The following is a 12,855-nucleotide window of genomic DNA, read 5'->3' as shown; positions in this document are numbered from 1 at the left end:
CAGGACAGACACCGAGAGACCAGCCTCGGTGACGCACCGGAGGAAGGGGGAGCCGCACCACGATGAACCGCCGTCATCACAACGGTCTGAAGACCGCACTGCTCCTCGGAGGTATGTGGGCCATCCTGCTGGCCGTCGGCGTGGTCATCGCGAAGGGCACCGGGAGCTCGGCGCTCATCTGGCTCTTCGCGCTGTTCGGCGTCGGGATGACGTTCTACAGCTACTGGAACTCCGACAAGATCGCCATCCGGGCGATGCGAGCGCGCCCGGTCAGCGAGGCCGAGGCGCCGGGGCTGTACGCCATGGTGCGCGAGCTCTCGACGGCGGCGCGCCAGCCGATGCCGCGGCTGTACATCTCGCCCACGGCCCAGCCGAACGCCTTCGCCACCGGTCGGGATCCGCGCAACGCCGCGGTGTGCTGCACCGCGGGCATCCTGCGGCTGCTCGACCGGCGTGAGCTGCGGGCGGTCCTCGGCCACGAGCTCATGCACGTGTACAACCGGGACATCCTCACCTCCGCGGTCGCCGCAGCCGTCGCCGGCGTCATCACCTCCGTGGCCCAGTTCGCCCTGTTCTTCGGAGGTGGCCGCGACCGCGCCAACCCCATTGCGTTGTTGGCGATGGCTCTGCTCGCACCGATCGCCGCCGGACTCATCAACATGGCCATCTCCCGCACTCGCGAGTTCGATGCCGACGAGGACGGTGCCCAGCTGACGGGTGACCCGCTCGCCTTGGCGTCGGCGCTGCGCAAGATCGAGGCGGGTGCCACCGCCCGGCCGCTGGAGCCGACGACGCGCACGGAGAACGTCAGCCACATGATGATCGCCAACCCGTTCCGGGGCGGCGGCGCGGCGCGCCTGTTCTCCACGCACCCGCCGATGGAGGAGCGGATCGCGCGACTGGAGCGGCTGGCCGGGTTCTGAGCTGCCGGCGCCCGCGACGGGCGCACCGCGGTGGTGCGGCAGGAGGCGCTCGTGATCGGCGCGCAGCGTCGCCGGCTCAGGCGATCGCGATGAGGACTGTCGCGCCCAGGGCTGCGACGAGGCCGGTAACCTGACGGCGACGGAGCCGTTCCCGGAGCAGGACGAGCCCGACGACGACCGGCACCACCGGGTAGAGCGAGGACAGGACGACCGTCGCGGTGACGAACTCGGTGCGGAGCGCGAACAGGTAGGCGGCGAGTGCCGCCGCGGCCAGCACGCCCGCCCCGGCCGCAGCGGCGAGCACACCGGTGCTCGCCGTACCTCGCTGCCGCAAGGCTCCGTCCGATCCCCGCATGATCGTTGCGGCAGCCGCGAGCACGGTGACGATCGCCGCGACCCGGCCGCTGAGAACCGGCCACAGGCCCGAGCCGGCCCCGGCCTGCGCCAGGCACAGGTACTGGATCGCGATGCCGACGCCCGCGGCAAGCCCGTCGACCAGGGATGCGCGCGAGGCGGGCGTGCCGGTCGACGTCCGGGTGATCAGCCACAGGGCGGGCAGCGCCAACGATACGCCGAGCCAGGTCAGCCCCGGAGGTCGTTCGCCGAGGACGGTGGCGCTGACGAGAACGGGCAGCGCGACGCCACCGACCGCGCTGAGCGGGACGACGATCGACATCGCGCCACGGCTCATCCCACGGAAGAGGAACGCCATGCCGGCGCCGGTGCCGACCCCGGACAGCGCGCCCCAGGCGAGGTCGACCACCTCCGGAGGTGGGTGCGGCACGCCGACGACGACGACGGTCACGGTCAGCAGCCCGCCGATCTGTCCCACCAGGGCGACCCGCACCGGAAGCATCCGGCGGGCCGCAAGACCACCGACGACGTCGGAGACCCCGTAGCTCAGCGCCGAGAGCAGGGCCAGGACGACGCCCATGGTTCAGGCCCTCCGTGTGCGCTCGGCCTGACCGACGGGGCAGGTGTCGGACTCCGTGCAGCTGTGCCGATCACAGAGGCGGCACAGGAACGTCGAGCTGCCGGCCTCGTCGTACATGCCGGTCAGCAGCTTCTCCAGCAGCGCGGACAGCGTGCGACGCTCGGGCTCGTCGAGATCGGCGATCAGTGCGGAGAGCTCGGCGGCGCGTACGTCGAGCACCTCGCGGACCACCTCGCGGCCCGCGTCCGTGAGCTCGACCGGCACCGTGCGACCGCTGCCCGCCAGCCGGCGCACGAGACCGGACGCGACCAGGGAGTCGACCATGCGGGCCGCGGCAGGTTGCGACAGGCCGATGCCTCGGCCCAGCTCGGTGACGCTCAGCTGCCGGAGGTGCGCCAGCACCACGAGGGCGGCGGCGCCGCTGGTGCTCGTGCCGCTCGCGGCCCTGACCTGCGCCAGCATCGTCTCCGACACGTGCAGTGCGGCGGCGCCGAGCAGATTGGCCAGCCTCGCCTCGTTATGCATAACTCATGCATAGCAGACCGGCCGGGCGGGCACCATGTGGCACGGCGTGGCGAGCCGTCAGGGCGCTTCGGCCACTACTCGGGTTCGAGACAGGTTTCGCGGTTCGAGTCAGGTTCTCGGTGACTCGAACCGCCGACGTCGACTCCGGTGCGCACCGTCGCCGGGGTGCGACTGTGTCCCTTACCGGTAGTTCACGAATTGCAGCGCCGCATCGATGCCCTTCGCGTCTTTGAGCAGCGCGATCACGGTCTGCAGGTCGTCGCGCTTCTTCGAGCTGACCCGGACCTCGTCCCCCGTGACCTGGGCCTTGACGCCCTTCGGCCCCTCGTCGCGGATGAGCTTGGTGATCTTCTTGGCGTTCTCCTGGTCCAGTCCCTCCTTCAGCGACCCGGCCAGGCGGTACTCCTTGCCCGAGGCCTTCGGCTCCCCGTCGCCGAAGTCGATCGCCTTGAGCGAGACGCCGCGGCGGATCAGCCTCGTCTGCAGCACGTCCAGCACCGCCCGGACGCGCTCCTCCGAGTTCGCCGCCAGCGTGACGACGTCCCCGCTGAACGTCACCGAGGCGCCGACGTTCCGGAAGTCGTAACGCTGGTTGATCTCCTTCGCGGCCTGGTTGACGGCGTTGTCGACCTCCTGGCGGTCCACCTTGCTGACGATGTCGAAGGACGAATCGGCCATGGTTGCTCCTCGTGAAGTCTCGTGGTCTACGGGTGGACGTCTCTTGCGTGGTGACCAGTGTGGTGCCGGCTCGGCGACCACCGTCGGGCCACGCGGGCCGGTGTGACGATCGTCGCCCGGACGGATGTGACACGGGGGCCCGGCACCTTGCTATCGTTCCATCTGCGCTTCGTGCGTACGGCGGGTTGCCCGAGCGGCCAAAGGGAGCTGACTGTAAATCAGCCGCGTGATGCTTCGCAGGTTCGAATCCTGCACCCGCCACGGAACGGCTCATCGGTGACGACCGCCGCTGGGCCGCCGTTGTCGGTCCGGACCATCCCGGTCCCGGTCCGGCAGGTGGTGTGAGTGGTCTCACCTGGGCGGTGCCCTCTGCGATTTCGCGGGTGGCCCCGGGCCGGGTAGGCTCGTCCGCGCTGCCCCGATAGCTCAGTCGGCAGAGCGTCTCCATGGTAAGGAGAAGGTCAAGGGTTCGATTCCCTTTCGGGGCTCTGGTCTGCTTTCCCGCCGTCATACCATGGTCGGGAGGACAGGACGCGGCGGGGTAGCTCAGTCGGTAAGAGCGCACGACTCATAATCGTGAGGTCGCGGGTTCGAGCCCCGCCCCCGCTACCCGTAGCGACAGCGGCCACCGGCCGCAGGTAAAAGACGAACGTGAGGAAGAACCGTGGCCAGCAAGACCGCTGACATCCGCCCCAAGATCACCCTCGCCTGCGAGGTGTGCAAGGAGCGCAACTACATCACCAAGAAGAACCGGCGGAACAACCCCGACCGGCTCGAGCTCGCGAAGTTCTGCCCGCGCTGCAACGCCAAGACGACGCACCGCGAGACCCGCTGACGGCTACCTGCCCAGCTGCTGAGGTCATGCCCCGTAACCTGGGCTGATGACCGAGGATCGCGACCGCCCCACCGGCGTCGACCAGACGCTCGTGGGGCGTAGCTATGCCCCCACGGAGACCTACGTGGTCTCCCGCGCCAAGATCGCGGAGATGGCACTGGCCACGGGTGCCGCCCATCCCGCACACACGGACCCGGACGCCGCGTTCGATCTGGGATACGCCGACGTCGTCGCCCCGCCGACCTTCGCCGTCGTCCTCGCCCAACGCGCGGAGCAGGCCTACGTCGCCGGCCCGGAGTCGGGAATCGACTTCTCTCGCGTGGTGCACGCCGAGGAGCGCTTCGACCATCACCGGCCGATCGTCGCGGGCGACCGCCTCCGCACCACCGTGCACGTCGACAAGATCGTCGAGCGCGGCGGGATCACCCTGGTGACCACCCGCGCCGAGATCGCCGACACGGACGAGGTTCCCGTCTCGACCGTCACCTCGACGCTCGCCGTCCGAGGGGATGGGCGATGACCGAGAACGCGCCGCGGCCGGTCCTGACCGACCTGGAGGCCGGCGAGGAGCTGTTCCGCCGCGCCTACGCCGTCGACCGCGACCGCCTCGTGCGCTACGCGGGCGCCAGCGGCGACTTCAACCCCATCCACTACAACGACCGCGTCGCCGAGGAAACCGGCCTGCCGGGAGTCATCGCGCACGGCATGCTCACGATGGGCCTGGCGGGGTCCGCCGTCGTCGACTGGGCCGGCGACCCGGGCGCCGTGACCGAGTACGGCGTGCGCTTCACCCGCCCCGTCGCGGTGCCTGACCCCGACGGCGCCGAGATCGAGGTGGTCGGCAAGGTCGGCGCGGTCGATCTCGCCGCCGAGTCGGTGCGCGTCGACCTGACCGTGACTTGCGTCGGCGTGACCGTCCTCGCCAAGGCCCAGGCGGTCGTCACCTTGTGACCGGCTCGCCACGCGTCGACCGGCCGGCCGCCGCTGACGGCCCGGCCGCACCGGCCGGCACTACCCGCCTTGCCGATCTGACCACGCTGCGCGTCGGCGGCCCGGTCGACGCGTTCGTCGAGGCGACGACGGAGACCGAGCTGGTCGACACCGTCCGCGCGGCCGACGACGCCGGGAAGCCGCTGCTCGTCCTCGGCGGGGGCTCCAACCTGCTCGTCTCCGACGACGGCTTCGAGGGCGTGGTCGTGCGGGACGCGCGCCGCGGCATCGACGCCACCGCCGACTCGAGCTGCTCCGGCGCGAACGTCGTGGTGCCCGCCGGGCACGACTGGGACGACGTCGTCGCCACCGCCGTCGAGGAGGGCTGGATGGGCGTCGAGGCGCTCTCCGGCATCCCCGGATCCACCGGCGCCACACCCGTGCAGAACGTCGGTGCCTACGGCCAGGAGGTCGCCGAGACGCTGTCCTCCGTCCGGGTGTACGACCGGCTCGAGCGCCGCACGCGCATGCTCGCCGTCGGCGAGCTCGGCCTCGGCTACCGCACCAGCATCCTCAAGCGCTCCCGAACCGACCCGGCCGACGGCGGGGGACGGACCTGGCAGCCCAGCGGCCGCTACGTCGTCCTCGAGGTGACGTTCCAGATGCGCCTGGCGACCCTCTCCGCGCCCGTGCGCTACGCCGAGCTCGCCGGGAAGCTGGACGTCGCTCCGGACTCCCGGGCACCCGCGGCCGAGGTACGCGCGGCCGTCCTCGAGCTGCGCCGCGGCAAGGGCATGGTGCTCGACGCGACCGACCACGACACCTGGTCGGCCGGCTCCTTCTTCACCAACCCGATCCTCCCGACGGCGGAGGCGGACCGGCTGCTGCCCGAGGACGCGCCGCGCTTCCCGGTCACCGACCACACGCGGATCGGGCAGATCGGCGGGGCTGCGCCCGTGGTGGACGGCCTCGTCAAGACCTCCGCGGCGTGGCTGATCTCCCGTGCCGGGTTCGACAAGGGCTTCCAGGTGGCCGGCGCCGCAGGCCTGTCCGGTAAGCACGTGCTCGCGCTGACCAACCGCGGCGGGGCGACGGCGGAAGACCTCCTCGCCCTCGCCCGCACCGTCCGCGACGGTGTCCGCGAGACCTTCGGCGTCACCCTCGAGCCGGAACCGGTGCTCGTGGGTGCGAGGCTCTGAGACAGAGCAGATCTGACCACAGAAGGCAGACGATCACTCCGCCATGAGAGCGCCACGGACGAGGTCGAGGACCTGTTCGTCGGTCAGGCCGGCGGCGCGTGCCCGTCGGACGAACGCCCGCGCGCCCTGCCGCGCCGCCGCGACGTCGTCCGCGCGGCCGTCGTTGGCGACGGGTGCGACGACCGTGCCGGTACGGCGTCGGGACAGGACCACGCCGGCCGCCTCGAGCTCACGGTAGGCGCGTTGTACCGTCCCCACGGCGACGCCGAGGTCTGCCGCCAGGTCACGCACCGTGGGGAGGCGGTCGCCGGCCACGAGCGTGCCGGCCGCGACCAGGGCCGTGACCTGCCCGCGGATCTGCTCGTACGGCGGGACGCCGGAGGCGAGGTCGATCGTGATCTGCATGGTCATCGCCCGGTCGGCTCTGCCGCGGGGGCGGACGGCACGGCGCTGGCCGCCGCGCCCATCGACACCAGCCCGCACGCGGCGGCGAGCCCGACCGTGACCCAGGCACCCAGCGCCCAGCCCGCGTTGGACAGCGCCCCGCCGGCCACGAGCAGCACGCCCGTGGCGGTGGCCCCGACGGCCAGCTGGGTGCCGCCGAGGATCCGGCGGGCGCTGGTGCGGCGCAGGACCAGGTCGTCCACCACCCGGGTGCCGGACACCGCCGGGCGCCGCGCCGCCAGGTGCAGCACCCAGGCCCCAGCCAGCAGCACCATCAGCGTGCCGACGGCGACCGGCACGGCGTAGGGCGCTCCTGGGTAGGGCCCGGACGCGCCACCGCCGGAGCCCGCTCGGGCGTCCTCCGAGGTGATCAGGTGCGCGACGGCGCGGCCGCTCTGGTCCGCCGTCAGGGAGAACACGAGCAGCGCCACGCCGAGGACGGCGACCGTCACGATCAGCAGAACGAGGCGGCGTCCCGTCAGGTCACGGACCGAACGACGGCGCAGCGCCGCGCTACGTACCGCGCCCACCGGGCGAGGCCAGGTCCGCTCGCCCACCGCATGGACCGCCAGGTGCACCAGCGCGGACGCGGCAGGCGCGACGGCGAGAGTGATCCCCGGCGGGCCTGGCAGTCGCGGGCCCAGACCGAGCACCACGACGGCGACGAAGACGGCGAACCCGCCGAGGAACCCGATGACCGAGGTGACGTCCTCGTGCCGCCGCGCCGCCAGCAGGGTCGCGCCGGGGGTGTTCTCCGGTCGGTGTCGGCGCCCGTGCGCGGCGAGCGCCGCCACCGCCGCCGCCACGAGCGCCAGCGGAGCCAGGAGGACGACGGCGGCCACGATCGGGATCAGCGACACACGAGGCTCCAATGTGTTGAGTCATTGATTCAATGGATCGTCGCGGAGAGCCGTGCCGGTCGTCAAGCCGGTGTCGGCGGGTCCCGCGGCTCACCAAGGTCACCCAGCTCGAGCACCGACGATCGAACCGTCTCGAGGAGGTCCGCGTCGTCGAGGACGCGGAAGTGGCCGGAGCCCGCCAGCCGTACGGTCCGACGCGCACCCGGCAGCGCGCCGCTGCCTGGGATGTGGGGGTCCCACGCCGGCGCGACCGCCACGATCCGAGCGTTCACGGCGCGCTCGCGGGCGAGTCTCCGGAGTCGGCGGTCACTCGGAGCGAGGTGGCGTACCGCCGAGCCGGGTGGGAAGTAGCCGGCGTAGACCGAGCCCTCCCACGGCGTGGCAACGGCGACCATCCCGGCGACCCGGCCACCGCTCGGCCCGAGCATCACCGTCTTGCCGATCAGCCCGCCCTTGGAGTGCGCGACCAGGACCACGTCTGTCAGGTCGTGATTCTCCAGGTACCGGGCGACACGGCGTGCGGCGTCGTCGACCCGGCGCCGGTTGACCCCGAGAGCGGGGACGACGTGGACGGGGTGCCCCGCTTCCGCGACGTGGTGCCCCAGCGGCTCCAGGAAACGCCAGGTCTCGTAGATGCCGGGAAGCAGCAGCACGGGACCTCGGGCGGGCTCCGCGTCCGGTGCGTCCCGTCCGCGCAGCAGGCGTGACGGATCGGTGCGCGGACCGAGCAGGGCCCGCGCCTCATGGCGCAGCGCGTAGACGTAGTCGCGCGCCCGGACCCCCAGGCGCAGGTCCGGCATGCTCACGCCTCCTCGGCCGGCGGGCGTGAACGTCGACGTACCCGTGCCAGCACGTCGAGGGCGGCGTCGGCCACCTCCGCGGCGTGGTCGAGCACCACGGAGTGCGCGGCCCCGGCCACGGTCCGGGTGCGCCCGCCCGGGACGCGGGAGGCGAGCAGGCGGGTCCAGCGGGCGGGGGAGACCTCATCGTGCTCGCCGCGCAGGATCTCCACGGGGGCGCTCACCCGGCCGAGCCGGTCCTCGGTGGGGTAGGACATCATCGCGGGCAGCACCTGCAGGTACCAGCGCGGGCCGCACGCGAGATACGCGCGGATCGCGATGGCGCGCATGCGCCGCGGCTCGTGCACAACGGTCCGGACGAACCGCAGGAGCTGCGTGCGCACCCGCCGCGCGGACGCGTCGGTCGTCGGTCCGACCAGCACGGCACCGCGAGCGAGGTCCGGGCGGGTCGCCAGCAGCTCGGTCGCCACCTGCGTGCCCATGGACTGGCCGACCAGTATCGCCTCAGTGACCCCGGCGGCGTCCAGCACGTCCGCCACCACGGCCGCGAAGTCCTCGATGCCCAACGGGCGTTCTGGTCGAGGCAGACCCGCGAAGCCGGGCAGGTCGAGCAGGAGCACGTCGCCGTGCTCGGCGAGGACGGTCGTCAGAGGCAGGAAGTAGCGGGAGGAGACGCCGATGCCGTGCAGGAGGATGAACGAGGGGCGCTCCGCTCGCGCGTGCCGGCCGGTCTGCCGGACCCGGTGCACCCGGACCCATTTACCGCCCTCGCGCTTGACGGTGGTGCTGTCCGGTACCTGGCTGTTCATGACGCCTCGGGCGCCAACCACGCGTCGACGTCGGCCAGCATGGTCGCCTTGGAGGTCTCCGAGGTCAGCGAGGCCCGGATGGAGGCGCGGGCCAGTTCCGCGAGGGCGTCGTCGTCGAGCCCGTGCGCCTCGCGTGCGATCCGGTACTGGTCGGTCAGGCGGGAGAGGAACAGCAGTGGGTCGTCGGCACCGAGGGCGACGTGCGCGCCGGCGTCGAGCAGCGTGCGCAGCGGCACGTCAGCCGGCTCCTGGGAGACGCCGAGGGAGACGTTCGAGGCGGGGCAGACCTCCAGGACGATGCCGGCGTCGACGACGCGGGCGAGCAGATCCGGGTCGTCCGCCGCCCGGACCCCGTGGCCGAGGCGGGTGGGCTTGAGGTGAGCGATCACCTCGCGCACGTGCTCCGGGCCCTCCAGCTCGCCGCCGTGGGGCACGCCCGCAAGTCCGGCGCGCCGGGCGATGCGGAAAGCCGCAGCGAAGTCGGAGGTGGTGCCGCGCCGCTCGTCGTTGCTGAGGCCGAAACCGATCACCCCGCCAGGGCCGTCGCCGGCGTACTTGGCGGCCAGGCGGGCCAGAGTGCGGGCATCGAGCGGGTGCCGGGTACGTGAGGCCGCCACGATGACGCCGACCTCCACGGCGGTGCGCGCGGATGCCTCGGCAGCTTCGTCGAGCACGATCTCCAACGCCGGGGTGAGACCTCCGACGAACGGCGCGTACGACGTCGGATCCACCTGGATCTCCAGTCGCCGCGAGCCCTCGGCGGCGTCGTCCTCCGCCGCCTCGCGCACGATCCGGCGCATGGCACGCTCCGAACGAACCACCGCACGCGCGGCGTCGTAGGCCCGCTGGAAGCGGAACCAGCCGCGCTGGGACGCCGGGACCCGGAGCGGATCGGCGTCCGTCAGCGCCGCAGGCACCCGGATCCCGGCCTCCTCGGCCAGCTCCACCAGCGTGGCCACCCGCATGGACCCGGTGAAGTGCAGGTGCAGGTGGGCCTTCGGGAGGGTGTCGAGATCTCGCACCTCTGGCAGTCTGCCAGGAGTTCCGCGAGGACAAATCTCGTGTCTGGCTCACCACGGACCCGCGGGCGTGGTGGACTGGAGCCATGAGCGTGCCCGCGGCGGCCCAGCGCGAGCCGACCGACGTCGCGATGCTGACCGGCAACGAGGCCGGCGGCATGCTCGCCGGTGCCCTCGAGGCCGACGGCACGCGCCTCCTGGACTGGCAGGTCCACACCGTGCACCACCGTCCCGGCGCCGGGGTCACGGTCGGCTACACCGCCACGGTGGAGCGCCCGACCTCCGGCGGCACGCCCGTGCGCACGGAGGAGTACCTGTGCGCGACGACGGCGCGGCTCACCCGCACCGCCACCTCCCGGCTGGTGAACCTCGGGCCGCCCGGTGACGGCTCGGCGGTCCACCTGTGGCGTCACCCCGCCGACCCCGAGCTCCCCGGCCTGACAGTGGCGTGCGACGCGGCACGCCTGTCGGAGCGCCTGGGCACCCCGGTCGCCGTGGAGCTGCTCGCCTATCGGCCGACCCGGCGTGCGGTGCTGCGCGTGACCCGGACGGACGCGGCCGGCGGGACTGGCGGGACCACCGACGGCGGTACGGCTTACCTCAAGGTGGTCCGTCCGTCCGTCGCCGCGTCGTTCGTCGACCGGCACCGGATGCTCTCCGCGGCCGGCGTGCCCGCGCCCGTGGTGCTGCGGGCGGACGAGGACGGCCTCGTGCTGCTCGAGACCGGACGTGGCACCCCGCTGGCCAATATGCTCGCCCGAGGTGCGGGGGAGCGCAGCGGTGCCCTGCTGACCGCCCTGCTCGGCACGCTGGATGCGCTGCCCGCCCGGGTGCTGAACCTGCCGGCACGTCCCGCCTGGTCCGACCGCGCCGACCACTACGCGCATGCCGCCGCCACCGTCCTGCCCGAGCACAGCGCTCGGACGCGGGCGCTCGCGGCCGGCGTCAACGACCTGATGGCCGCCTCCGATCCAGGCCCGCTGGTGCCCACGCACGGTGACTTCTACGAGGCCAACGTCCTCATGGACACCCGGCCGGGCGTCGTCGCCGTCTCGACGTTGCTCGACGTCGACGCCGTCGGGCCTGGGCATCGCGTCGACGACCTGGCGTGCCTCCTCGGGCACGTGTCGGTGCTGCCGCACCTGGCGCCGCAGACCTACCCGTACGTGCCGGCGGTCCTGGAGGAGTGGACCCGGACGTGCAGCGGGTTGGTCGACCCGGTCGCCCTCCACGCCCGCTGCGCCGGCGTCGTCCTCTCGCTGGTCGCCGGTGCCCGACGAACCGACGGGGGGCACTGGCGCGCCGACGCCGAGGGACGGCTGGCGCGCGCGGAGGCCTGGCTCGCGGTCGGCCGTGAGCTGTTGGCGAAGCGAGGGCCGCGCTGACGAGCACGCAACCGCACTGACGGCGCGCGACCCGCACGGCAGCCTTCCGCGGTGTGTCGCGCGTCACCGCTACGGTGTCCGCCATGGAGACGATCGAATCGTGGTTGGAAGCCGCTGACACCTTCGTCTGGGGACCGTGGCTGCTGATCCCGCTGCTGCTGGGCACCGGCCTGTACCTGACGATCCGGCTCGGCGGCATGCAGCTGCACAAGCTGGGCCCCGCACTGCGGCTCGCCCTCCTGCGCCGGAAGGATCCGAACGCCGACGGCGACATCTCGCACTACCAGGCCCTCACCACGGCGCTAGCCGCGACCGTCGGCGTCGGCAACATCGCCGGCGTGGCCGGGGCTTTGTACCTCGGTGGCCCCGGTGCCCTGTTCTGGATGTGGGTCACGGCGCTGCTCGGCATGGCGACGAAGTACTCCGAGGCGTTCCTGGGCGTGCGGTTCCGCACCAAAGATGCCAAGGGCAACGTCTCGGGCGGCCCGCAGTACTACCTCACCCGCGCCATCCCGAACACGTTCGGCGTCGTGCTGTCCATCCTGTTCGCGATCTTCGCCGTCGTCGCGAGCTTCGGTATCGGCAACGGGACGCAGGCGAACACGGTCGCCCTGGCGATGCAGGACTCCTTCGACGTGCCGACCTGGCTGACCGGGCTGGTCATGGTCGTCGTCGTCGGTCTGGTGCTCGTCGGCGGGATCCGGACGATCGGGCGGATCACCGCCGGCTTCGTGCCGCTGATGATCGTGCTGTACGTGCTCGCCGCGCTCGTGGTCCTCGTCCTGAACGTCGGCGCCATCCCCGACGCGCTGGCGATCGTGTTCACCGACGCCTTCACCGGCACGGCCGCGGTCGGCGGGTTCGCGGGGTCCAGCCTCATCCTCGCCATCCAGTACGGCGTGGCACGCGGCATCTTCTCCAACGAGTCCGGCCTCGGCTCGGCGGCCATCGCCGCCGCGGCGGCCGAGACGCGCCACCCGGTCCGCCAGGGTCTGGTGTCGATGACCCAAACCTTCATCGACACCATCATCGTCGTGACCATGACGGGCCTCGTCATCATCACCACGGGTGCGTGGTCGTCGGGCCTCGAGGGCGTCGAGATGACGTCGGAGGCCTTCAACCGGGGGCTCGGTGACTGGGGCCACTACATCGTGACGATCTCGGTGGTGTTCTTCGCGTTCTCGACGCTGCTCGGCTGGTCCTACTACGGCGAGCGGTGCGTCGAGCGCCTGGTCGGGGTCAAGGGCGTGACCCCGTACCGCGTCGTGTTCACCCTGGCGATCTTCGCGGGTGCGACCACCGAGCTGTCGGTGGTGTGGCTCTTCTCCGGCGTGATGAACGGGCTGATGGCGCTGCCGAACCTGATCGGCCTGATCATCTGCGCCGGACTCGTCACGCGGGAGACCCGCGCCTACCTTCGGGAAGATCCGACCCTGCTCAGCGAGCCGGACGAGCCCACGCTCGACGGGATCGGCGCCCTCGGACGGCGCTGACACGCGAGCGGCGGGCGCCGC

General features: G+C 72.4%; 15 protein-coding genes and 3 tRNA genes. 10 read left to right on the top strand and 8 right to left on the bottom strand.

Going from position 1 to position 12,855, the window contains the following annotated elements; genetic code table 11:
* Positions 1-62: 62 nt before the first annotated feature.
* On the top strand, positions 63-923 hold the full coding sequence (gene htpX / locus ABD907_RS03695; protein WP_345215125.1) for a zinc metalloprotease HtpX: 861 nt from the start codon (positions 63-65) through the stop codon (positions 921-923).
* Positions 924-999: 76 nt separating this feature from the next.
* On the opposite strand, the gene ABD907_RS03690 is transcribed toward htpX, so the two are convergent.
* From ABD907_RS03690 to ABD907_RS03680, 3 genes are all read right to left on the bottom strand, one after another.
* Entirely contained in the window at positions 1,000-1,857 is an 858-nt protein-coding gene (locus tag ABD907_RS03690; protein ID WP_345215124.1) for an EamA family transporter, read from the bottom strand.
* Positions 1,858-1,860: 3 nt separating this feature from the next.
* Entirely contained in the window at positions 1,861-2,382 is a 522-nt protein-coding gene (locus ABD907_RS03685; protein ID WP_345215123.1) for a MarR family winged helix-turn-helix transcriptional regulator, read from the bottom strand.
* A gap of 180 nt (positions 2,383-2,562) precedes the next feature.
* Positions 2,563-3,060, bottom strand: coding sequence for a YajQ family cyclic di-GMP-binding protein (locus ABD907_RS03680; protein WP_345215122.1), 498 nt, complete (start codon positions 3,058-3,060; stop codon positions 2,563-2,565).
* A gap of 179 nt (positions 3,061-3,239) precedes the next feature.
* Here ABD907_RS03680 and ABD907_RS03675 point away from each other — a divergent pair.
* The 7 genes from ABD907_RS03675 (at position 3,240) to ABD907_RS03645 (ending at position 6,024) form a co-directional block, all read left to right on the top strand.
* Positions 3,240-3,321 (top strand) — tRNA-Tyr (locus tag ABD907_RS03675).
* A gap of 154 nt (positions 3,322-3,475) precedes the next feature.
* Positions 3,476-3,548, top strand: a tRNA-Thr gene (locus tag ABD907_RS03670).
* Positions 3,549-3,595: 47 nt separating this feature from the next.
* A tRNA-Met gene (locus ABD907_RS03665) sits at positions 3,596-3,669 on the top strand.
* Between the two features lie 55 nt (positions 3,670-3,724).
* Complete coding sequence (rpmG, locus tag ABD907_RS03660) at positions 3,725-3,895, top strand: 50S ribosomal protein L33 (RefSeq protein WP_345215121.1); 171 nt, start codon at positions 3,725-3,727, stop codon at positions 3,893-3,895.
* A 46-nt stretch (positions 3,896-3,941) separates the two neighbouring features.
* Complete coding sequence (locus ABD907_RS03655) at positions 3,942-4,415, top strand: FAS1-like dehydratase domain-containing protein (RefSeq protein ID WP_345215120.1); 474 nt, start codon at positions 3,942-3,944, stop codon at positions 4,413-4,415.
* Positions 4,412-4,846 carry a MaoC family dehydratase gene (locus tag ABD907_RS03650; RefSeq protein ID WP_345215119.1) on the top strand — a complete coding sequence of 145 codons (435 nt, stop codon included), beginning with the start codon at positions 4,412-4,414 and terminating at the stop codon, positions 4,844-4,846. Before ABD907_RS03655 ends, ABD907_RS03650 begins: the two co-directional genes overlap by 4 nt.
* Positions 4,843-6,024, top strand: a complete 1,182-nt coding sequence (locus ABD907_RS03645; RefSeq protein ID WP_345215118.1) for a UDP-N-acetylmuramate dehydrogenase — start codon at positions 4,843-4,845, stop codon at positions 6,022-6,024. Before ABD907_RS03650 ends, ABD907_RS03645 begins: the two co-directional genes overlap by 4 nt.
* A 33-nt stretch (positions 6,025-6,057) precedes the next feature.
* Here ABD907_RS03645 and ABD907_RS03640 read toward each other — a convergent pair whose 3' ends face one another.
* The 5 genes from ABD907_RS03640 to ABD907_RS03620 all read right to left on the bottom strand — a co-directional run bounded on the left by ABD907_RS03640 (position 6,058) and on the right by ABD907_RS03620 (position 9,959).
* Complete coding sequence (locus tag ABD907_RS03640) at positions 6,058-6,435, bottom strand: GntR family transcriptional regulator (protein WP_345215117.1); 378 nt, start codon at positions 6,433-6,435, stop codon at positions 6,058-6,060.
* A complete protein-coding gene (locus ABD907_RS03635; RefSeq protein ID WP_345215116.1) occupies positions 6,432-7,328 on the bottom strand; it encodes a hypothetical protein in 897 nt (298 codons plus the stop codon). The genes ABD907_RS03640 and ABD907_RS03635 overlap by 4 nt, the downstream gene beginning before the upstream one ends.
* Before the next feature lie 62 nt (positions 7,329-7,390).
* Positions 7,391-8,128 carry an esterase/lipase family protein gene (locus ABD907_RS03630; RefSeq protein WP_345215426.1) on the bottom strand — a complete coding sequence of 246 codons (738 nt, stop codon included), beginning with the start codon at positions 8,126-8,128 and terminating at the stop codon, positions 7,391-7,393.
* 2 nt (positions 8,129-8,130) lie between these two features.
* A complete protein-coding gene (locus tag ABD907_RS03625) occupies positions 8,131-8,937 on the bottom strand; it encodes an alpha/beta fold hydrolase (RefSeq protein WP_345215115.1) in 807 nt (268 codons plus the stop codon).
* Complete coding sequence (locus ABD907_RS03620; RefSeq protein ID WP_345215114.1) at positions 8,934-9,959, bottom strand: adenosine deaminase; 1,026 nt, start codon at positions 9,957-9,959, stop codon at positions 8,934-8,936. The genes ABD907_RS03625 and ABD907_RS03620 overlap by 4 nt, the downstream gene beginning before the upstream one ends.
* Before the next feature lie 83 nt (positions 9,960-10,042).
* Here ABD907_RS03620 and ABD907_RS03615 point away from each other — a divergent pair, with 83 nt between their 5' ends.
* Positions 10,043-11,341 carry a phosphotransferase gene (locus tag ABD907_RS03615; protein WP_345215113.1) on the top strand — a complete coding sequence of 433 codons (1,299 nt, stop codon included), beginning with the start codon at positions 10,043-10,045 and terminating at the stop codon, positions 11,339-11,341.
* A gap of 83 nt (positions 11,342-11,424) precedes the next feature.
* Positions 11,425-12,834 carry an alanine/glycine:cation symporter family protein gene (locus tag ABD907_RS03610; RefSeq protein ID WP_345215112.1) on the top strand — a complete coding sequence of 470 codons (1,410 nt, stop codon included), beginning with the start codon at positions 11,425-11,427 and terminating at the stop codon, positions 12,832-12,834.
* Positions 12,835-12,855: the final 21 nt, after the last annotated feature.

The sequence above is a fragment of the Georgenia halophila genome, from assembly GCF_039541595.1.
The sequence above is the reverse complement of the archived record's forward strand: the minus strand, read 5'-3'. Positions and strand labels throughout refer to the sequence as shown.